We start from the raw sequence: 21462 nt of genomic DNA, 5'->3' as shown, positions 1-21462 counted from the left end.
ACTTGGAGGAGGATTTGGATGAAGAAATATGTTGGCCTGATGTTGATTGTGTTCATGTTATTAGGTGGTTTGCTGCCGGTACCAGTAAGCTATGCAGCCAGTGTATCCATCACCCAGACAGGTCAAGTCGTGACCGCAACGAACGGAGCTTTGACGATTACGTATGATTTGAGTACAGGGCGGGGCAATCTCAGTTCGGCAGGGGTAACGATTTTGGCGAATTTTTATTCCGATTATGCGGTGTCGGGAAGCGCAACGAGGATCAATTCCTACGATCCGGCTGCACGCACAGCAAGCTGGACATCGATTGGCAGCGATGAATATGGCACAGGGGGCTATAAGCTGACGCTTACGAGCAATTTGAACTCGGGCTCGACGATTGTTCTAAATATCTATCTGTATGCCGATATCCCTTACTTTCTAACAGATATGCAGGTACAGAAGGGAACGAGCCAGACGCTCGATTTCTTGGAGCCGATCGCTTCTCAGAATCTTGCGATTGCAGCGGGATCGAATAAGAAAGTATTCACGACGCCGTTCACCAACAATAACGATTTTGGCGTTGCGCCTGTAAATGCTTTTGGCAGCTTTACCGGCACAAGCTATTGGGTAACGTCGGTGTTCGATGACACGACCAAAAATGGTTTCGTTGCCGGCGCGGCAACGGTGAAGAATTGGGTCAGCGCGCAGTATCTCGCCCCTGCTTCGTCAGCGAACGGGAATTTAACGGGCTTCTCGGTCTACAACAATGGCGGCAAGCAAAGCGGAACGAGCGTATCCAGCGATAAGTTTTTTCTTGGCTATTATGCGGATTACCGTACAGGGCTTGAGGAATTTGGAGCCAAGTACAATGTAGGTGAACCTCATTTAACATGGAGCAGCGGAGTTCCGGTAGGCTATAACAGCTGGTATGCTCTGCGATTTGATGATTTGACGGCAGAAAATATGTATCCTCTGGTTGATTATGTAGCGAATAATATGCAAAGCAAAGGCTATCAATATGTCAATCTAGATGCAGGCTGGGAAATGGGTGATGGCGATTGGACGCCGAATGCCGCCAAATGGCCCGTGAAAGTCGCTGGTGAGAATCCGATGAAATCGTTCACCAATTATGTGCACAGCAAAGGATTGAAGGCGGGCACTTACATCAACCCATTCAGCGTAGAGTCCAGCTTCTTGGATACAACGATTCCGAATGCCAGCTATACGTTCAGGCAGGCTGTTCTGAGGGATACGTCAGGCGCGCTTAAAACAACCTACATCGGTACTTATGCGTTGGATACCACGCATCCAGGCACGCAGCAATATTTGCGGGATTCGATTCAGCGCTATATTGATTGGGGGTTCGATTATATCAAAGCCGATTTCCTTGATTTCGGTTTGTACGAAGGCAATCATTATGACAGCACCAAAAATGGCATGCAAGCCTATCGCTTAGGGATGGGAATCATAAAGGATAAAGTGTTGGCCGCTGGCCGTCCGATTTTTATCGATGAATCGATTTCACCGCTTCTGCCAGCAGCATTCGCTCATGGCCGCCGATTAGGCTGCGATACAGAGCTTGGCGTGACTGGCGGCGGTACGACGTATACAGGGTATGAACGGCAAGCTTTCAATGCCGCTGCCTCTTGGTTCTCCAACGGGACGATTTGGCAGTATAACGATGGCGATATGGAAATGGTCGATAATTTATCCGGCAATGGCAGCAATCGCTATGATAAAAATCAAGCCCGGCTGTTAACGAATGCCGTGGCATTAGCAGGCGGCCACTGGCTAGTCAGCGAGCAGCTGTCTGCCGTGCCGGATGATAAGATGGACATTTTGCGAAATAGCAAGTTGCTGCAAATATCCCAATTAGGGAAAGCGGCGAAGCCAGTCAGCATGACCAATTTCTATGCTGGCGGCGAGCATTCTCCTTCCCAGCTGTATCTAACGGATACGAATGGAGATCGGATCGTTGGCCTCTCCAATTGGGCGAGCACAGCCGCTTCGATGACAGTGACTTTTGCCGATCTTGGCTTGAGCGCCACTACGCCTTATTATGTCAGCGACTTGTATAAAGGGATTAGCTTGGGGACGTTTACAGGCAGCTACACGCAAAACTTCGCTGATGCGGATGCAACGATGATTGCCATCTCCGCAGCGAACCCATCACTACCCTCTGCGCCTGTGAATATATCGCTAGGCAAAACAGCGACGGCTTCCTCCCTGTGGTCAGCGGGGTATGAAGCCTCCAAAGCGAATGACGGCAGCATGGCAACCCGCTGGAACAGCGCTTCCGGCCAAGTGAGCAACCAATGGCTGGAAATTAATTTCGGAACAAGCACAACGGTGAACCGTGCAACACTTAAGGAATACGGCCAGCGAGCAACGCAGTACCAATTGCAGGCGTGGAATGGAAGCAGCTATGTCAACCTTGTGAATGGGAACAGGCTTGGTTTTGAGAAGGAAATTAATTTTGCGGCTGTAACGACGACCAAACTAAGGATCAATATCCAATACGCATCGGTAGAGCCGTCGATATTCGAATTCGAGGCGTTTCAAGTCAGCGGAAACTCAGGCGCTGTTGTGGATCAAGATGATAGCGGCGCATCTTTCAGCCCGTACCACGACCTGCGGGGCCAAATTCAGCGTATGCAAGTATTCAAGCCAAGCACATCGAATGTGCCAAGAATTGATATTTACAGCTACAAGAACGGATCGCCCAAAGGTCCGCTCACGATCGACATCGTAGCTTTGGATGCAAGCTTGAATCCGACGAGCCGACTGTTTACAACGACCATTTTGCCGGTTAATTTCCCGACAACAGTCAGCTTAATTCCGATTTATACGAGGCTGACCGGGTTGACAGCGAATGGCAATTACGGCATTATATTACGCTCGCCTTCGACGGTTGAATCCGCCGCCAACAACTATTTTGGTATGGCTTATAGTGATAGCAACCCCTATGCGAATGGGATGGAGAGGCTTTCTATCGATGGCGGAGTTACATGGACAACGGAAAACAGCGGAAATCGCGATTTGCAATTTACCGTCTATAAGTGAATGAAATAAACAGATGAGGGTGTTGGCCTTGCCGATAATTTATAACGAAGATTTGCGATTATTTGAAATTGAAACGCGCACGACCTCCTATGTGTTTGGCTTGAATGACAAAGGGGTCCTGCAGCAGATTTATTGGGGAGATGCCATTGATGCGCGCGAATGCGCACATCTTCTGCAAAGCCGTCATCACAGCTCCTTTGATGCTGAAGTGGATAGAGAAAAGGAAGAATACGGCGGTCATGGCGGAAGCAGCTATATGGAGCCGTGCTTGAAGGTTAGGTTCCAAGATGTCGTCAGAGATTTGAAACTGGTCTACACGGGATTTGCGATTGAGCAGGACAAACTCCGAGTAATTCTCAAAGACGTTCATTATGATCTAATAGTCAATCTAACTTACAAAGTCATTCACGAGCATGATTTGATTGAACGGACTGCTGAGGTTGTCAATCAGAGCGACACGGAAGTCGTCATCGAGCAAATGATGTCCGCAGCCTGGTCCTTGCCCATTCTTCCAAGCTATCGTCTGACTCATGTGTCGGGAAGATGGTCCGGAGAGTTTCAGCTCAGAGACACCATGCTGTCGGAGGGCAAAAAAACCTTGGAATCCAGAAGAGGCTTCACGGGGCCTCATGCGAATCCATGGTTTGCTGTGGATAATGGGAAGGCAGACGAAGTTTCCGGCAAGGTGTGGTTTGGCGTTCTGGGCTGGAGCGGCAACTGGAAAATCGTTGCGGAGAAAACGAATTTCAACCATGTGCGCGTTGTTGGCGGCATGAACGATTTTGATTGTCCGATTTTGCTGCAAGGAGGGGAGAGTCTGACGTCCCCTTCTTTCATCGGCGGCTATACTTCGCGGGGCTTCGGTGAAATGAGCAGGCAGCTTCACAGCTATCAGCGGGCATTCGTTTTTCCGTCGCAGGCTCATCGCAGGGTGCTGTATAATTCGTGGGAAGCGACGTACTTCCAAGTGGAAGCCCAAGGGCAAATGGAGCTGGCACGATCGGCCGCGAAGCTTGGCGTAGAGCTTTTCGTTGTGGATGACGGCTGGTTCGGCAGCAGAAACAGCGATCAGGCAGGTCTGGGGGATTGGCATGTGAATGCCGAGAAATTCCCGAATGGGCTTCAGGAGCTGATTGATGAAGTCACCAGCCTTGGCATGGACTTCGGCATCTGGGTTGAGCCTGAATCTGTCAATCCCGATAGCGATCTATACAGGAGGCATCCGGAATGGGTGTATCAATTCCCAACCAGAGAGGGCACCCTGCAAAGGAATCAATTGCTGCTTAATTTGGGCAAGCCGGAAGTAAAGCAGTATATTCTCGACTTCATGACGGAGTTATTGAGCAGCTACAGCATCACTTTTATCAAATGGGATATGAATCGCACCTTGACAGAAGCAGGGACAGCCGACGATATCCAGAATCCTTATCATGCCGTATGGGTGAAGCATGTACAGAGCTTGTACGAAATCTGGGCTGAGCTGAGGACAAAATTCCCCCATGTCGAATTCGAATCCTGTGCGGGCGGGGGCTCCAGAATCGACTTGGGCATTCTTCGATATGCCGATCAAGTATGGCCAAGCGACAACACGGATGCCTTTGATCGCCTGCGTATTCAGGAGGGCTTTGCTTACGTGTACAGTCCGCAAGTGATGATGTGCTGGGTTACCGAGTCGCCGCACAGCTTGAACGGAAGGAATCTTTCACTGGCTTTTCGCTTTCACAGCGCCATGATGGGAGGACTCGGGATTGGGGCCAACTTGAAACTGTGGTCGGAGGAGGAAATACAAGAAGCTAGCTCTTACATTGCCTTGTATAAAGAGATTAGGCACATCATAATGGCGGGTCATCAGTATCGCTTGCAGTCCCTGAGAGATTCGGGTGTGGCTGCCGTTCAATATGTAAGCAAGGATGGGGCCGAAGCGGTTGTGTTTCTATTTCTGCATGCACAGCAATTTGGCAATTCGTTGCCGAGATTAGGTCTACAGGGCTTGGAGCCAAATGCCGATTATTTGGTGCATGGCTTGGAGCAGGAGCCGGTCCGGTTCAAAGGTAAAAACTTGATGCATGTGGGCTTGAATCCTAAGTTAACGGGTGATTATGATAGTGCTCTCATTCGGTTGCAAAGAGTGTAGAGCGGCGGGAATTTCGAGTGAATAATGCTTAAAATTGCGAACCTATGCCCAAGGGGCTAGGTTTTTTACTTATTTTGACCGTTGTGCAGCGGCCTGCGAGTCTCTATATCGATAAGTGAACGCTGGAACGTTAATCAATTCACCGGCGAAGATATTCCGAAGGAAGTCACGTTAGCCAACTGGATGGAGCCAAGTTCCATTCAAACGGAACTACGTTCCTCTATTTTGCTGGAATCGGCGGAATTTCTGCTGAAGCGGAACTGGGTTCCTCTATTTGGGTGGTTTTCATGGTATTATCGTGTTTTTGGAGGAAATAAGGGAACGTAGTTCCGCGAAACCTTCATTTTCCCCACTTTTGTCACAAATAGCGGATCGTAGTTCCGTTTCATCGGAAATCTTGCCCGTGTTATACTGCTGATTTGAGCGATTCCCGTTCGCGTGGGTCAGATCGAGGTCCCCTTGAAAGCACGCGGGCCTTTGCTGGCGGACTCGGTGAGTTGAGAAGTGTAATAGCCGAAGACTATAATAAGAAGAAGACAAATCAGGACGATAGAGAAACGAAACATTCGGTTCATGCAGGTAAGGTGCAAAAGTAAGATCGGCAAACTAATGTTTATTGCAGCATACTATGTTGGCACTAGCATGAATCAAGACAAGCATGCAGTCCAAAGAGGAGGTTGATTCCAATGCTTCACACGAATAGGCCGATACTTCAAATTCCCAAGTCAAAATTAGAAATTGTCCACGACGTAATATCTGTCTGTTTCATCATTGTAACGTTTGCTTATGTGGTTTGGGCATGGTCTAACCTGCCGGAGCGGTTTCCCACGCATTTTGATTTGACGGGTAAGCCAAATGGTTGGGGTGGTAAAGGAAGCTTGATCTTTCTGCCTATTCTGAGCCTTGTTATTTATGCTGGACTTACATGGCTGCGCCGAATTCCTCATCAGTTTAATTATTTGAAAGAAATTACGCCGGCCAATGCGCAGGAACAGTACGTCATCGCCATTAGGATGATCAGCTGGTTGAAAGTGCTTATCTTGCTGCTATTTGGCTATATTGAATGGATGATAGTACATTCCGCTTCGGGTCACGAGCCCAGCTTGGGCTTATTGCCCGTGTTCTTGCTGGCGCTCTTCGGTATCATTGCTTTCTATATCGTGAAATCTATAAGGAAAGCATAGTGTCTTTTATTTGAACCACCCTTTTTTTCGAAACCAGAGAAACATTCCGAAACCAATGCCAAACATGATCAGAAGGATGAGGAAATATCCCCACTTCCATTCCAACTCAGGCATATGAGCGAAATTCATGCCATAAATACCGGCAATGAAGGTGAGCGGCATGAAAATCGTCGTGATGACGGTTAGGGTTTTCATAATGGTGTTCATGCGGTTGGAATTCAAGGAGATGTAGCTGTCCCGCATATCTGCGGTCATATCGCGATTGGACTCGATCATTTCCGAAAGCTTGAGCAGATGGTCGTGGATGTCGGTGAAAAAGACGAGATGTCCCCGCATGTGTTCAATTCGCTCCGTATTAATGACCCTATACAGCAAATCGCGCATCGGCACAATCGTACGGCGCAGCTTCAACAATTTCGCTCTGATTTCGAAAATATGATTCATCAGCACTTCCGTGGCTTCCGAATTCAAATTGTTCTCGATATCGTCGAGTTGATCCTCGATCTGGTAAACGCTGGGGAAATACTGATCGACAAGATTGTCCAGTACGAGATAGGCGGCATAAATGTGGCCTTCCTTGCGCAGAGCTTCCTGTTCAGATACCCGGCTCCACGCATCCTCAATTTCTCTGGATTCATGCAGATGAAAGGTAACAATATAGTTGCTCCCCAGAAACATATCCACCTCTTCGGCGGCCAGAGTCTTCGCATTAATGGCATGCATGACGAAGAAATGGACGTTCTCATAATGGTCCATTTTGGGCCGCTGCAATAAATAAAAGCAATCCTCAATGGCCAAAGGGTGGAAGCCAAAAGGATCTTTTAGATGCTTAGCTTCTTCTTCGCTGGGGTTATGAAAATCGACCCAATACCACTGAATGTTGGGGTCGGCAAGCTGATTGAGGGGAACATCATGAAGGACTCTGTAATCCTTGGTAATGGCGAGTGAACGAATCATATCTAAAACTCCTAGATGGATATTATTTTCATTACTTGTATCTGCTTTATTTTACCATACAAGTTGGAGAGATTAGAATGTTCATGCTCCAAACACGATCAACAGCTCGCCGTAGGCTGGCTCAAATAAGACAGGCGACTCCACTTACCTCCGACTTTGGAATACCTGCGAAAGTGCAGGTTTTTTCAACGAAAATGGTGCGAAAAGAGGGAAAACCTGCAATTGTGCAGGCTTTCCCAGCTATTTCATCATGGAATGAAGATAATCCTCAAAAAGGATGCACAATCGCAGGAATTTAGTGGTTTGAGCGGTGTCATGAGCAAAAAGGATGCATAATCACAGGAATTTAGGGGGTTGCTGGAATTGGAGGGGGCTAGCCGAGCCGATGAGGCAATACCAACAATCGCTGGAATAGACGAATACGCATTGGTTTTGAGCCTACATCGCTTTGGCGGCCTTTCGGCCGGCAGAGCAAGTAGGCTGTAGGGTCTGTGATCAAACCAACACATTGTTGATCGCAAGCGGACGAAGCGCATGGCTTTCGTCCACATGCACGAAGGCGTCGTACCGCCGCGCCATGAGCGAGGGGACGTAGTTTCCTCGCTCATAAGACGGATGGTAGACGACACCGATGGCACGATGCCCCAGCATCTCGTGCCCAAGGATAGGATCCTCCTTGTTGAGCAGGAGGATCTGATCATGCGCGCCGGCGCGATGCATAAGCTCCTCCCAGCTGCCCGGCTGAGCTGGGGGCACCTGCATCGTCGCCATCGGCGCGCCCCAAGCTGAACCGGCGATCACGGTGCCGGTGTAAGTGCCGAAGCCGATGGCGAACACATCGGCTTCCCCGTGCGCTTCGCGCACGAGCTGGCCGACGTTGACCATGCCGTCGGCCAGCATATCCGTTGCACGCGCATCGCCAATGTGCGTGTTGTGTGCCCAGACGATCACTTTGGCGTCTGGGCCGTGGAAGGCAGCGAGGCGGCGCAGCGCCTCGACCATGTGGCGATCGCGGATGTTCCACGAATCCGTGTCATGACGGACCATCGTGCGGTAGTAATCCTCGGCGTTCACGGCAACGAGCGCGTTTAATTCCGCGCTGAGAGCCGCTTCGCCGTCGGTGTAATTCTGCACGCGTTTGGCGTGAAGCGAAGCAAGCAGCTTCACAACCTCATCCTTGCAGCTTTCGCCATAGAAAGCCGCGGAAACACCGTAGTTTTGCCCCTCTTCTTCATAAGCGTCGAAACACTCAAAAGCTTTGCGTGCCGAAGCTAGCTGCTCTGGCGTACCTGTTTCCAGCAAATAGCGTTCAATTTCTTCTAAGGACTCCCATAAACTATAGACATCTAGTCCATAGAATCCGACCCGCTGATCCACAGGTTTATCTGTGTTGTGCTGCTTTAGCCACGTTATCAGCTCGGCAACTTCCTCATTTGCCCACATCCAGGATGGCCAGCGATGAAAGGCTTCAAGAGCAGCGTGAGCACTTGGCTTGGCATTCTTATCTTGCTTCACATAGCGATTAATCTCATAACAGGAAGGCCAATCGCCCTCAACGGCAATAAACGAGAATCCTTTTCTTTCAATTAAGGCACGGCTCAGCTCCATGCGCAGCTTATAAAATTCGGATGTGCCGTGCGTAGCTTCGCCAAGCAGAACGTACCGCTTATCACCAATGGCTTCGATAAGCACGTCCATATCTTCCGGGGTGTTCAAGCGTACTGCTTGCTGTTTGATTTGTTGCACAATGGCATCTTCCATACGCACAGGTTTTGCTCCTTTGTCATATCCATATTTCAACAATTAGCATTAGTATGCGCAACTTGGTTTCATGTATTGCAGCTTAAGTTTCACAATTATTTGTAACACAATTGGAACATTCCAGTTACACACCTCTAACATTGGTAGGGTATTATAATAAGTATGACCCCCCTTTTTTAATATAAACTTTGGATCTGGCCCCGGTGGCTAGATCCCCTTTTTTTATTGGTGTAAGGAGAAGCGGGGAATTGGTTACACACATCCTGTAATTTGTAACACAAATACAATATTACCGTTACACTCCGATAACATAAGTGGCGTATGATACTTAGTAAGACCCCCTTTTTTAATATAAACTTTGGACCTGGCCCCGTTGGCTAGGTCCCTTTTTTTGTGCAATCGAGGCAATAATGTTAATTTAGTAATTGAACTATCTGCCGAAAACAAAGTTAATGAACTCACTTGCTTCAATTGGGAGGAACTTATGTGATTAGGATGATTATTGCCGATGACGAACATATCACTCGCATGGGCTTGCAGACCCTGGATTGGGAGGAAGAAGGCTTCGAGTTGGCTGGGTTGGGCGCCAATGGTTTGGAAGCTCTTGCGCTGATTAGAAACGTAAAGCCAGACCTCGTTCTGACGGATATCAAAATGCCAGGCTTAGATGGATTAGCGCTCATGGCGTTGATGCAGGCCGAGCTGCCAGCGATCAAGTGGGTGTTTATTACCGCCTATCATCAGCTGGATTATGCGATGGCTGCGATCAAGTTAGGCGCAGTTGGGTTTGTTTTGAAGCCAACGGATCCTGATGAAATTATGGCTGCCTGCCGCAAAGCGAAGCAAGCGATTGAAGAGGATCGCCAGCGCGAAGCGGTAGAGCTTGGACTTCGCCACCAGCTGAAGGAATATTCGTTTACGCTGCAGGGGATGCTGGTGCCGGACCATGAGGTTTCCAAGCACAATGAAGTAATTGCACTTATCATGGATGAAATCGAGTTGAATTATCAGCACGAAATGACGATTGCCAAGGTAGCTGACAAGCTCCACTATCATCCTGACTATTTGAGCCGTTTATTCAAGAAAGAAACTGGCGAGAATTTCTCGGATACGTTAACCCGGATTCGCCTGCAGAAAGCGATGGATATGCTGGCAGATCCACAAATAAAGGTTTTTGAAATTGCCAGTCAGGTAGGCATTCGAGATGCCAGATATTTTGGACAATTGTTCAAAAAATATTTCGGACAAACGCCGAACGATTTTCGCAAGATGCTATTTGTTCGTTCCGATGAACGAGGTGACGCGCAGAATGATAAGTAAGCGGCCTATAGGAAGATTGCGGCAATGGATTTTGGACATGAAGATTCAAAAAAAGCTGTTGGTGTCTTTTCTCATCTTGAACCTCATCCCTTTGACGATGATCGGGACATTGACGTATCAGAAATCCCGATCACTTATACAAGAGAAAACCAACGCTTACACAACGGATCTGCTGACAGAAGTAAGCAAAAACATTGAATTCAAGATGAAGGAAGTGAAACGGCTTTACTATTCGCTTTTTACCAACAAGGAAGTGCGAGATGCCCTTAAGAAAGCCAATTTGGGCTTCCAAAATCAATTGGAATACTTGGATGAAATCAATAAAATCAAACAGATTTTGGATGGCGCGATCATAGATAGCGAAGACGTTCAGGATATTAGTTTGTATGGGCTAAATAAGAATGTGTTCCCATCGGGGAATGCAATTATCTACAATAACGGAGATGCTTTCAACGTGCATGTGCTGGACGAGAATGAAGGGAACTTGGTATGGATGACGACGGATCCTGAGCAGCTTACGATTACTGCCGGAAGTTCGCTGTTTGACGTGGGAAATTTGCTGAAAATCGGCTATTTTGAGCTGCATCTGAAGGAAGATGCGCTTTATTCGGTTTTTGCCCAGACGAAATTAAACAACGAAGGGGAAATGTATATTGTTAATCAAGATGGAAGGATTATTTCCCACGCCAATAAATCTTTGATTAATACGATCCCTGCGTATCCGTATATGAGCCGCGTCTTGCAGGGACCTGAGCAGGATCACACGACCGAGATGATGGATGGGATCAATTACGTTATTACCTATCATGCGGTCGGCAATACGGATTGGAAAATCGTCAGCGTCATTCCAGATGCGAAATACTCCCAAACGTCGATTGTTTTGAAAAATTGGATGTTCATCATCCTCATCATCTGCATCGTATTCGCCATTTTGCTTGCTTACGTTGTTTCCAACAGTATCTCCAAGCCGATTCGGCAGCTTTCCGCGATGATGAAGGATGTCGAGAAGGATCGTTTTGATATTCAATTTAATTATAATTCGCGCAATGAGATTGGGATGATGAGCCGGAATTTCAACCGGATGATTGATCGGATTCATCATTTAATCAATACCGTTTACCAAGAGGAGCTGCTGAAGCAGCAGTCGCAATTAAAATATTTGATGTTCCAAATTAACCCGCATTTCCTCTTTAATACACTGGAGACGATCAATTGGCTTGCGAGAATGAAGAACGTTCCTGAGGTTGGCAAGCTGTCCAAGGCGCTCGGCGATCTCATGCGGGAAGGGATCAAGGGCAAGGAATATATTCCACTCGACAAGGAACTCGACAACGTCAATAAGTACGTTTATATCCAGCAGTATCGGTATGGCGATAAATTTACGATTACGGTGGATATGGATGAGACGGCTTTGCCCTTGCTAGTCCCGCGATTTATTCTGCAGCCATTAGTGGAAAATGCGATTGTTCATGGCATGGAAATGAAAATTGATCATGGCGTAATTGATATTCGCGGCTTTTATGAGGAGCGGACTTTCATCATTACGATCCGAGATAACGGTAACGGGATTGAAGCCGAGCGGCTTGCACAGATTCGAGAGAATCTACATGTGACGATAGAAGATTCCGGCATGGGTATCGGTTTAATCAATGTGCATCAGCGGGTGCAGTTGTATTACGGAAAGGAATACGGCTTGCAGCTGGAAAGTGTCGTAGGGGAAGGCACCGTGATTACAGTCGTTTTACCGAGAATAGATGAAAGAGGTCAGCAGATTCAACCAACAAGTAAGGAGCGCCGCATACCCGTTTAAACCCAGATCAACTAAGCTTAGATCGTACAACATAACAGAGGAGGGTTTACATGAAAAAGGTTAAAAAGGTTTCGGTTATCCTCGCAACGGTATTGGCATTAACGGCTGTTCTGTCTGCTTGCGGAACTGAAAAAACAGTGGATACAGCCGCCAAAGCCAGCAATGCTCCCCAAGCAAGCGAAGCACCGGCAAAGCCCAAAGATAAAGTAAAGATGAAGGAGTTCGACTGGCTGGAGCCGGAAAATAAGGGGATCAATATTCAAAAGGATCTATTAGCCGAATTTAATGCCCGAACAGATGTAAACGCTACCTTTGATGTATCTCATCTGCCCAGCACACCCTTTTATCCGAAATTGAATGCCCAGATCGCCGGAAATGAAGCACCGGACGTGTTCACCCTTCATGCAGCCGGCAAAATGAAAACGTATGCGGATTCAGGTAAAATCTTGCCGCTCAACGAATTTCTCGATAAGGATCAGGCATGGAAGGACAGCTTTATTTCTGGAGCGTTCAACTTGCTAACCTTTCATGACAAAATCTATGGCGTTCCTGTTAATTTTGCAGCAGCGACGATGTATTACAATAAGGACATTTTCAAACAGTATAATCTTGCAGTGCCTAAGACGTACGACGAGCTGAAGAATGTGATTGATGTGTTAGTCAAAAATAAAGTGACCCCGATTGCCATGGGCGCCAAGGATGCTTGGGTCAGTGCTTTATTCAGTGAATTTGTAGCGAATCGAATTGGCGGCGATGCCCCGTTTAATGCGTTGATGGATGGCAAAGGAACGTGGCTTGACCCTTCCTATATCGAAACCGGCCGTGTTCTGCAAGAGTTAACGAAGATGAAGGCGTTCCCTGAAGGGTTCCTCAGCATTGACAACAGTGCGATGACGACGATGTTCCAAAATGGTCAAGCCGCTATGATGGTGACTGGCAGTTGGGCGATCAATACGCTGGTGAATATGGATTCTAAAGTCAAGGATTCCGTGGGCATTGCCAAATTCCCAACCTTCCCGAATGGGAAAGGGGACATCGACACTTGGCTGGGCCAGCCGGCCTTTAACTTGGTCATCAGCTCAACAGCCAAAGATAAAGATGCGGCCGTGAAGTACTTGAAAGCCTGGTCGGAAGAGAAAATACAAAAACGCGTTGGGGAAGAGCAAGGGGACATCCCAGCTATCAAAGTGACGCTAGATCCGGCCAAAGTGCCTGCCTTAAGCAAGGATTTGAAGGATCAAATGTCGACCATGAAGGGAATGTTCATCTTCTATGATGTGGGACTTGGCGCGAAGATCGGCGACGAATACAACAACACGATTCAAGCTATTTTAGCAGGCAAAGCTCCGGAAGAAGCGTTCAAGAGCTTGCAGGCTTACACAGAGAAAAATCGTTAGAACCCATCGAAAGCAGAATGTGAGGGGGAAGCTCGGCTTCTCCCTTTCTTTATCAAACCAATAATGGAGTGGTTGCATATGGATAAAATGCTGAGAAGAGGCTCGACCATTGCATTTTTTATTTCCCCAGCCCTATTTTTATATTCGGCTATTGTGTTTATTCCCATTCTCGCCTCGATTTATTTAAGCTTTTACAATTGGGATGTTTTGAATCCAATGAAGTTCATAGGGCTTGATAATTATACCCGGATGTTCTCAGATGATGATGTGTTTTTCGTTACGATACGCAACATACTGTTTCTACTAGCCACTAGCTTGATCATCCAACTGCCGTTTGGATTTTTTCTGGCTTTACTCCTGACGGGCAATGTGCGGGGAAAAGATTTCTTTAAACTTGTATTCGTGATGCCCGCTTTCTTATCTAGCGTCGCAGTAGGTATGATGTGGACATTTATATATAATCCGCAGATCGGTATTATTAATCACTTGTTGGATGGTCTTGGACTTAGCTCACTTAAGCATCTTTGGTTATCTGATCCCCAAACAGTGATGTGGGCAGTGACAATCGTTGTATCCTGGCAGTTCATCGGATATACCATGATTCTGTTCATTGCTGCGATTCAAAATATTTCCGAGGAAATCTTTGAAGCTGCCCGCTTGGAAGGCGCGACTGGATGGAAATTGGTGTGGCATATTACACTTCCGCTGCTTAAACCGATTATCAAAGTCAATACGATATTGATCTCTATTGGGTCTTTACGGTTTTTTGACCTTATCTATGTGATGACGGGCGGTGGTCCTGCCAACGTCTCCCAGACATTGGTTGGGTATTTGCAAAAGCGTTCCTTTGCGCAGATGGAATATGGATACGGCAACTCCTTATCTGTCATCCTGCTGCTGATGTGTTTAATTGTTACGTTTGTTATTAACCAAATCATTCCTACCAAGGATCTGGATGACTAAGGAAGGAGGTGCCCGCATGGGGAGTAGCTCAAAGCCGGTTCGTCAGCTGCAAAATACGCTCATCTATTTATTTTTGGGAATAGGCGCTTTGGTCTATTTGTATCCGCTGTTTTGGCTTATTGTCAATTCGCTGAAGAAAACGCCGGAAATTTTTGAACGGCCGTGGGAGCTTCCGCTTCACTGGTTATGGGGCAACTACATCAACGCATGGTTCACGGGGGGAACCGGAAGGTATTTTTACAACTCCGTTCTTGTTACGACGGTCACTTTGCTTCTTGTCTTGCTGCTCGCGTCGATGGCGTCTTTTGCCATTGTTAAATTGAAATGGAAGGCATCCAAGGGGACATTGGTTTATTTCATGATCGGATTGATGGTTCCTCTGCAAGCAACGCTCATTCCATTAGTTATTTTCTTCTCCAAAATAAATCTGATGAACTCACAAATCGGTTTGATTCTGATTTATGTTGCTTTTGCTCTGCCTACAGCTGTGTTCGTGCTTAGTGGGTTTATGAGCGCGATTCCCAAAGAAATTATGGAAGCGTCAATTATTGACGGCTGCTCGCTGTACGGGGTATTTGGGCGAGTTCTGATGCCATTATTGATCCCGGCGTTAATGACCGTAGGGATTATCAGCTTCGCAGGTATTTGGAATGAACTGCTGGTGGTACTCACGTTCATCAACGATGCCAAAAAGATGACGCTTCCGATTGGACTTCTGAATTTCCAAGGACAGTATGCAACGGATTTCGCCCCTATGTTTGCCGCCATTGTGATGACTACAATGCCATCGATTATTGTGATTTCGATTTTCAATAAGCGCATTATTTCGGGAATTACAGCAGGCTCCCTGAAAGGATAGTCAGCTTCGCTGAGCGAAAAGCCCCCAAAACCACGAAATAGGTGGATTTGGAGGCTATTTGACGTTGGCAAAGATGATCAAGACAGATATCCGGTTACTTTACGGATGGAAGGGAACTACGATACGCTATTTTGGCAAATAAGCGCGAATTTGATGGGAAAGGGAACTGGAGTCCGCTATTCGTCGATTTCATCACGGTTTGGCAGAAAAACAGCCAAATAGCGTAACGTAGTTCCGCTTGAATGGACAAGTGAGCTGTTTTTTGCCATATAGCGGATCATAGTTCCTCTTCCGCCCCCACGGCTTATCGCTCCGACCGATAAATCTCCTTCACCAATCGGTAAGCCAGCTTCGGCTTGCGATACTCGTTCAGCAAGCCTTTGTTGTTGAAGCTCCGCGCCCGATCACGGAAATAAGGGCGGTCGCTGCGCACGTCGACGCGAATATCGGCGAAGTGCCAGATCAAAGTGCCGACAATCCGCGGGTCTGCGCGGAAAATCTGCAGCGCCTGCTGCACGACATCAGCTTGATAATCTTCGCTGAATAAGCGCGGCTCCCAGCCGGCATCACCGAAGATGCCGGCTGCGCCGAATTCGCTCATGATGACAGGCTTGCCTGCAGCTCCTTGCGACTCGGCATTCCTGTAATAATCCTGAAGCATGTCACGGAACCCGTCCACGCTGCCTTCATACCAGCCGTAATATTTGTTGATGCCGATCACATCAAAGTAGGACAAAACGATATCTTCCTGCGGATGCATAGTCGCATAAGTGACCAGACGACTGGCATCCATGCTGCGGATTTTGCTGACAAATGTCTTCGTAAGCTCCAGCGCTTCCTGCGTTCGGGTATCGATTTCGTTATGCGCTCCCCAGAAGATGATGGACGGATGATGATAATCACGGCTGATCATCTCGCCAAGCATATGAACACCGCGCTCTGTGAACAGCGGACTCGCCAGCGTTTCTGTGCTCATGAAGCAGCCCCACATTGGAATTTCACTCCACAGAAGCATGCCATGCTCATCCAGCAGGTCGATCCAGAACTGACTTTGCGGATAGTGGGAGCCGCGCACGATGTTGCAGCCCATATCTTGCAGAATGGCCAAGTCTTTCAGCATCAGCTTCGGTGGAAAAGCAAATCCCCACTCGGGATGCTCCTCATGGCGATTGACCCCTTGCAGGTAAAGGGGGCTGCCATTCAGCAGAATCTGGCCGCTGCTAACTTCAACGGTTCGAAAGCCTGTGCGATCGGTAAGATCATCTTCGCCTGCGCGGATGGTGAAGGTGTACAATTCAGGGTGCCCTACATCCCATCTGCGGAAGTTGGCAATGGTTCCGTGAAGCGAAAGCTGGTAAGATTGCCCCGCTGCAATGTGGATGGTGGCTTCGGAGAAGGTTTCTCCCTCCGTAGCCGCGTTAACCACAAGGGGCTGGTCGCTAAGGCTGAGTGATTGCAGCTGGACTTGAAGCTGTACTTCGGCAATGTCGCCGCTCAGTGTATAGTCAATTTGCAAAGAGTCGATATAAACGTCAGGCAGCTCTTGAAGCTCTACGGAGCGGATGATTCCACCGTAGGAGTACCAATCCGCAACATCGGTGGGAAGGGTTTGCCAGTCAAGGGTGCTGTCGACTCGGATGATTAATTCATGCTTGCCTTGCGCAAGATGAGGAAGAATCAGCGAAAATTGCGTATAGCCGCCAAAATGGTCACCAATGTGCTGACCATCGACATAGACATCGGCCTGATGGAGGATGCCTTCGAAGCACAAACGCAGGTTTGTCTCTTGCGTCGTGTCGAAATAGGTACGGTACCAAGCGGCACCGATATATTCATATAGGCCTAATTCGTTATTCCAGCAGGAAGGGACGACAAGCTTCCGGGACGCTGAAGGGAACTGCGTATGCCATTGTTCAGTTAGCCCTACATTGTTGGGGTCTGTTGCGAAGTCCCAAAGGCCATCGAGAAGCCGAGTGCGGCGAAGCTGATGCTGTTGAAAAGTACGTATCAAAGGAAAATCCCCTTTCATGTATGTTTAGTAAAGCGTATCATGGAAGAAGGCTATTTTATATGGAGAAACAATTTCAGTTTTTGTCAAAATCGCTTTGAAGGGAGCAGAGCCATGGAGGGACTGTCACACAGAATGTATCATCTTCGTTTGGTTTACGAGAAGCTGCCGGTCCCAGGCTGGAAAGATATACGGAACACGACAGATATCCATTCTTTTTATTGGATTATGGGGGGAGAAGGCGAATTCTCTCATCCGCATGATGATAGGCCTATTCAGGTTCAGGCTGGTCACCTTCTCTATTTGAAGCCAGGTTTTGCCTTGACCATGACCTCCTCTGTGGAGCATCCGCTGCATATTCGAATGGTGCTATTCGATGTTTTGGATATTCCGTGTGAAAATCAAATCTGGCTGCAGCCTGTTCCGGTGGATTCTCTGCAACTTCCCTTTATCAAGTCGTATGTGCAAGAGCAGGCGGTGTGGATACAAGCTCAGCTCAAGCAGATAGGAGCTATTCAGAACGCCGACCCGCATGAGAGGCAGACGGAGTTTCAATATTTGCTTTCGAGGCTGATCCATTACATGCGAGATACGAACGAATCCATGGATCCGTATCTGAAAGCCTTTCATGATGCGAAATTCTGGATGGAAACCTGCTATAATCGGCCGCTTCGCTTAGAAGAGCTGGCCCGCACATTCCATATCTCTGTCTCGCAATTGCGCAAATTGTTCATGCAGCATGTGGGGATTTCGCCCAAAGAATATTTAAATCGCATTCGAAATGAGAAAGCGAAGACACTGCTTCTCCTAACGGAAGAACCTATGAAAGCCGTGGCTGATGCTTGTGGATTTGCCGATGAATTTCATTTTGGTAAAATGTTTCGGGCTTGGAATGAGATCTCTCCGGCACGTTTCAGGTCCTTGCATAAAGGAACTTGACGGCAAAATATGATAAAATGACGATGAAATGATGATGAAATGATGATGAAGCAGAAAAGAGGATGTTCGATGGGTGCCGAAATTGAAAAAAAGTTTTTATTGCCTGCATTCCCTACGGAGGAACTGAGCCGTTCAGAGATTGCCCTTGTTTCCAAACAATACATTTATCAAACCTATTTGGCGTTTTCGGAGGATCAGGAAATCAGGGTTCGCAAACTGGTTGATAGTGCAGGGTCGTCCCATTTTACACATACGTTTAAATCAGGAAACGGGCTCGTCAGGGAAGAAATTGAATACCGCATTTCAGAGTCTATTTATAAGCAGCTGCTGGAGCGGACGGGACTGATCCCCTTGGAGAAGATTCGGACGACGGTAGCTTATCAAGGATATCATTTTGAAATGGATGAATATAAGCAAGTCGACTTAATGGTCGTTGAAGTTGAGTTTCCCGACTTGGAAGCTGCTCAGCGCTTTGAAGCACCCTCCTGGTTCGGTCGAGAGCTGGGCCAAGAGGAAGAATTCCGCAACAAGTCGATGTGGGTGCAGCTGCAGAAGCAATGAAAAGAGGAAAGTAAAGAAGAAAGAAATGGATGCGGCTCCCAAATGGAGAATCTATTCTTGGTCCAATTGTAAGGAAACTGTTTCAGCGTACTTACAATTGGTTAATAAAGGATATCAAGATATTTCCATGGGAGGAGTGAAATGGCGTGAATAAAGGACAAGTAAGGCGGAAGCAAACGCCCCTAGCCTTTTATCTAGCGGCGCTCGCCATCACAGTTGCTATTCATAGCAAGCCTAATCCTAAATGAATGAATAAACATGTCCCACACATAAAGCAAAAAGGCTAAGTTTGACCCGATTGATGGGTTGAACTTGGTCTTTTTTAGCGTTAAAGCGATGCTCTCCGTTGTTTTGTCTCTAATGTATCCGCTTGCAGTTACCTAACAAATGTATGGTTTAAATGTTAGATTGCGTTAGCTAATTATTAGGAAAAATAATGTTTAGCTAAGACTTAAAACAGATTTTAAATAACAACTTTTAGGTAAGATGAGTTTACTGAGAGGTGGTCATTCATGGATTTGAAGCATTATTATCGCCAGCAATTTCTCGAATTAATTGAACAATTCGAGCACCATTGGGAGGAGGATCTGTTATATCAATATGGTTTTCGATGGAATTCCTATGCGAATTCTACGTATAAAGAGATTTTCCAAATCACTCATTTTCGGGATGAATCTTTGTACATGATCTATACGATTGAACTTCCCGAGTCTTATAAAAAAACCAATATGAGTGATGTGGTCAAAAATAGCTCATCTACCTATGAGCTGTCTATGTATTATTTATCCGATAAGATTCTGCTGTCTGCTTGCGTATCGATCGAACATTTGCAGCAAACCTCGTTGGGTTTCTTAAATCAGGCCCGGGGAGAACTCATCGATCTTGTTTTCTCTGCCATACAGATGCATATTAGTTAATTACGTTATAGGGGGATTTTGAATCATGAGAGCAACCATAAAAATGAAATTGTTAATTAGTTTTATTATTGTATTGGCGCTGACGTTTACAGTTGGCCTTGTGGCTATCCTGAAAATGAATGCAATTCAGACTTCCGCGATGCATGTGCAGAGCAATTGGCTTCCCAGTATTATGAAAATTGATGAGATCAAAAGCAGCTTTTCTGAAGTTCGTGTGGGTATTCATCAAATTATTCTTGAAACGGAGCCGGATACTATCATTTCCGCACAGAATACGATAAACAAAAGCAAAGAGAATTTAAATGCGGAATTAAAAGAATATGCGGAACTTGTGAATTCTCCGGAAGAAAGAAGTATTTATGATCAGATTGTAAAAGTGATTAACGCCTACACCGATCAAACCGACGCCATTATTCAGCACTCGCTCAAAAATGAGGATAAACAAGCTTTTGATATCGTAGTTCAAATCAGACCTTACCGTATTCAAGCAACTGAACTATTCGACAAATGGGTTGATTATAATAAAACCGGTGCGAGAAAGGAAGTTGACACAGCTGTTGAGCAAAATAAAGCGGGTACGCTGACCATTATACTTTTGGGCGTTATTGCAATGATTATTGGGATCAGTGTTGCACTTGTTCTGTCCGGCAGTATTTCAAAAACGGTACAATCGCTGCTGTCCGTTGTGACGAAGGCTTCGGCAGGAGATTTGCGCGACAAAGCGATCGTGAAAACAAAGGACGAGCTGGGCTCCTTGGCGTTATCGTTCAACGAAATGCTGGATAATTTACGAGCATTAATCGGTCAAACGGTCTCTTCCTCCCAGAACGTAGCCGCAGCGGCTGAAGAGATTTCGGCCACGACTGAGCAGATTGCCACAGGCAGCATGCACCAGGCGGAGTCTACACAAACGGTGAATCATTTGTTCAAAGAGCTTTCGGTTGCGATTGATTCTGTAGCTAGAAATGCGGAAATCGTCGCTGAGATGTCTGAAAAAACAAGAAATGGCGCCAAAGAAGGCGGCGTTGCCGTGCAAGCATCCATTACCTCCATGGGGAATGTATCGAAGCAAATGTCTTTGCTTGAGCAGGATGCCATGAAAATCGGGCAAATTATCGAAGTGATCGATGATATCGCAGATCAAACGAATCTGTTGGCCCTTAACGCAGCGATTGAAGCGGCTAGAGCGGGCGAACAAGGCAGAGGGTTTGCAGTTGTTGCGGAGGAAGTAAGGAAGCTGGCGGAACGCAGCGGCGAAGCCACGAAGCAAATCGCCATCATCATTAAAGGCATGCAAACCAATACCGATTTGAGTGTGAAGGCGGTATCTGAGGCTGCTGATCTGTCCGAGCGGACAGGCATTCAATTTGACAATATCGTCCACATGGTAGCGAATACGGCGCAGCAAGTGTCTGAAATTGCAGCAGCAAGCGAAGAACAATCCGCCCAATCCGAGGAAGTGCTTACTTATATTCAGAATATCGCAGCTGTCAGCCAGCAATCAGCAGCAGCAGCAGAAGAAACAGCCAGCTCCTCGCAATCTCTGGCTCGCTTAGCAGATGATTTGAATCAGTCCGTTTCGAACTTCAAAGTGTGAGAGAGAGGGG

Annotated in this window: 16 protein-coding genes; 13 read left to right on the top strand and 3 right to left on the bottom strand. The window is 47.0% G+C overall.

Annotation, left to right across the window (positions count from 1 at the left end; all coding sequences use genetic code 11):
- Window positions 1-18 precede the first annotated feature (18 nt).
- The 3 genes from HQN90_RS22760 (at window position 19) to HQN90_RS22750 (ending at window position 6363) form a co-directional block, all read left to right on the top strand.
- Complete coding sequence (locus HQN90_RS22760) at window positions 19-3045, top strand: discoidin domain-containing protein (RefSeq protein ID WP_173222939.1); 3027 nt, start codon at window positions 19-21, stop codon at window positions 3043-3045.
- 19 nt (window positions 3046-3064) lie between these two features.
- Window positions 3065-5179, top strand: a complete 2115-nt coding sequence (locus HQN90_RS22755; RefSeq protein WP_338042369.1) for an alpha-galactosidase — start codon at window positions 3065-3067, stop codon at window positions 5177-5179.
- A gap of 686 nt (window positions 5180-5865) precedes the next feature.
- Window positions 5866-6363: a DUF1648 domain-containing protein gene (locus tag HQN90_RS22750; RefSeq protein WP_173222935.1), complete on the top strand. Its 498-nt coding sequence runs from the start codon at window positions 5866-5868 to the stop codon at window positions 6361-6363.
- Between the two features lie 6 nt (window positions 6364-6369).
- On the opposite strand, the gene corA is transcribed toward HQN90_RS22750, so the two are convergent.
- Window positions 6370-7320 carry a magnesium/cobalt transporter CorA gene (gene corA / locus HQN90_RS22745; protein ID WP_173222933.1) on the bottom strand — a complete coding sequence of 317 codons (951 nt, stop codon included), beginning with the start codon at window positions 7318-7320 and terminating at the stop codon, window positions 6370-6372.
- 77 nt (window positions 7321-7397) lie between these two features.
- Between corA and HQN90_RS22740 the strand changes: the two genes are divergently transcribed.
- Window positions 7398-7619 (top strand): hypothetical protein, encoded by a 222-nt coding sequence (locus HQN90_RS22740; RefSeq protein ID WP_173222931.1) that lies wholly within the window; start codon window positions 7398-7400, stop codon window positions 7617-7619.
- Between the two features lie 196 nt (window positions 7620-7815).
- Here the strand turns inward: HQN90_RS22740 and HQN90_RS22735 are convergent, their stop codons facing one another.
- A complete protein-coding gene (locus HQN90_RS22735) occupies window positions 7816-9081 on the bottom strand; it encodes an erythromycin esterase family protein (protein ID WP_173222929.1) in 1266 nt (421 codons plus the stop codon).
- 495 nt (window positions 9082-9576) lie between these two features.
- Between HQN90_RS22735 and HQN90_RS22730 the strand changes: the two genes are divergently transcribed.
- The 5 genes from HQN90_RS22730 (at window position 9577) to HQN90_RS22710 (ending at window position 15430) form a co-directional block, all read left to right on the top strand.
- A complete protein-coding gene (locus HQN90_RS22730) occupies window positions 9577-10401 on the top strand; it encodes a response regulator transcription factor (protein WP_246362789.1) in 825 nt (274 codons plus the stop codon).
- Window positions 10402-10438: 37 nt separating this feature from the next.
- Window positions 10439-12211, top strand: a complete 1773-nt coding sequence (locus HQN90_RS22725) for a sensor histidine kinase (RefSeq protein ID WP_173222925.1) — start codon at window positions 10439-10441, stop codon at window positions 12209-12211.
- Between the two features lie 50 nt (window positions 12212-12261).
- Window positions 12262-13608 carry an ABC transporter substrate-binding protein gene (locus HQN90_RS22720; RefSeq protein ID WP_173222923.1) on the top strand — a complete coding sequence of 449 codons (1347 nt, stop codon included), beginning with the start codon at window positions 12262-12264 and terminating at the stop codon, window positions 13606-13608.
- A gap of 78 nt (window positions 13609-13686) precedes the next feature.
- Window positions 13687-14571, top strand: a complete 885-nt coding sequence (locus HQN90_RS22715) for a carbohydrate ABC transporter permease (protein ID WP_173222921.1) — start codon at window positions 13687-13689, stop codon at window positions 14569-14571.
- A 16-nt stretch (window positions 14572-14587) separates the two neighbouring features.
- Window positions 14588-15430 carry a carbohydrate ABC transporter permease gene (locus tag HQN90_RS22710; protein WP_173222919.1) on the top strand — a complete coding sequence of 281 codons (843 nt, stop codon included), beginning with the start codon at window positions 14588-14590 and terminating at the stop codon, window positions 15428-15430.
- 304 nt (window positions 15431-15734) lie between these two features.
- Here HQN90_RS22710 and HQN90_RS22705 read toward each other — a convergent pair whose 3' ends face one another.
- Window positions 15735-17441: a glycoside hydrolase family 2 protein gene (locus tag HQN90_RS22705; protein WP_173222917.1), complete on the bottom strand. Its 1707-nt coding sequence runs from the start codon at window positions 17439-17441 to the stop codon at window positions 15735-15737.
- Window positions 17442-17552: 111 nt separating this feature from the next.
- Between HQN90_RS22705 and HQN90_RS22700 the strand changes: the two genes are divergently transcribed.
- The 4 genes from HQN90_RS22700 (at window position 17553) to HQN90_RS22685 (ending at window position 21452) form a co-directional block, all read left to right on the top strand.
- On the top strand, window positions 17553-18377 hold the full coding sequence (locus HQN90_RS22700; protein WP_173222915.1) for a helix-turn-helix transcriptional regulator: 825 nt from the start codon (window positions 17553-17555) through the stop codon (window positions 18375-18377).
- Window positions 18378-18446: 69 nt separating this feature from the next.
- Window positions 18447-18938, top strand: a complete 492-nt coding sequence (locus HQN90_RS22695) for a CYTH domain-containing protein (RefSeq protein ID WP_173222913.1) — start codon at window positions 18447-18449, stop codon at window positions 18936-18938.
- 512 nt (window positions 18939-19450) lie between these two features.
- Window positions 19451-19855 carry a hypothetical protein gene (locus tag HQN90_RS22690; protein ID WP_173222906.1) on the top strand — a complete coding sequence of 135 codons (405 nt, stop codon included), beginning with the start codon at window positions 19451-19453 and terminating at the stop codon, window positions 19853-19855.
- Window positions 19856-19880: 25 nt separating this feature from the next.
- Window positions 19881-21452, top strand: a complete 1572-nt coding sequence (locus tag HQN90_RS22685) for a methyl-accepting chemotaxis protein (protein WP_173222904.1) — start codon at window positions 19881-19883, stop codon at window positions 21450-21452.
- Window positions 21453-21462 lie beyond the last annotated feature (10 nt).

Source organism: Paenibacillus alba (assembly GCF_013204855.1).
GTDB lineage: Bacteria > Bacillota > Bacilli > Paenibacillales > NBRC-103111 > Paenibacillus_E > Paenibacillus_E alba.
Note: the sequence above shows the minus strand (reverse complement) of the source record. Positions and strands in the feature narration are given on the sequence as shown.

Bases quoted from the DNA above. Each gene is read 5' to 3' on its own strand.
- HQN90_RS22760 (WP_173222939.1), top strand. From the start codon at position 19: ATGAAGAAATATGTTGGCCTGATGTTGATTGTGTTCATGTTATTAGGT.
- HQN90_RS22750 (WP_173222935.1), top strand. From the start codon at position 5,866: ATGCTTCACACGAATAGGCCGATACTTCAAATTCCCAAGTCAAAATTA.
- corA (WP_173222933.1), bottom strand. From the start codon at position 7,320: ATGATTCGTTCACTCGCCATTACCAAGGATTACAGAGTCCTTCATGAT.
- HQN90_RS22740 (WP_173222931.1), top strand. From the start codon at position 7,398: ATGTTCATGCTCCAAACACGATCAACAGCTCGCCGTAGGCTGGCTCAA.
- HQN90_RS22735 (WP_173222929.1), bottom strand. From the start codon at position 9,081: ATGGAAGATGCCATTGTGCAACAAATCAAACAGCAAGCAGTACGCTTG.
- HQN90_RS22730 (WP_246362789.1), top strand. From the start codon at position 9,577: ATGATTATTGCCGATGACGAACATATCACTCGCATGGGCTTGCAGACC.
- HQN90_RS22725 (WP_173222925.1), top strand. From the start codon at position 10,439: ATGAAGATTCAAAAAAAGCTGTTGGTGTCTTTTCTCATCTTGAACCTC.
- HQN90_RS22720 (WP_173222923.1), top strand. From the start codon at position 12,262: ATGAAAAAGGTTAAAAAGGTTTCGGTTATCCTCGCAACGGTATTGGCA.
- HQN90_RS22715 (WP_173222921.1), top strand. From the start codon at position 13,687: ATGGATAAAATGCTGAGAAGAGGCTCGACCATTGCATTTTTTATTTCC.
- HQN90_RS22710 (WP_173222919.1), top strand. From the start codon at position 14,588: ATGGGGAGTAGCTCAAAGCCGGTTCGTCAGCTGCAAAATACGCTCATC.
- HQN90_RS22700 (WP_173222915.1), top strand. From the start codon at position 17,553: ATGGAGGGACTGTCACACAGAATGTATCATCTTCGTTTGGTTTACGAG.
- HQN90_RS22695 (WP_173222913.1), top strand. From the start codon at position 18,447: ATGGGTGCCGAAATTGAAAAAAAGTTTTTATTGCCTGCATTCCCTACG.
- HQN90_RS22690 (WP_173222906.1), top strand. From the start codon at position 19,451: ATGGATTTGAAGCATTATTATCGCCAGCAATTTCTCGAATTAATTGAA.
- HQN90_RS22685 (WP_173222904.1), top strand. From the start codon at position 19,881: ATGAGAGCAACCATAAAAATGAAATTGTTAATTAGTTTTATTATTGTA.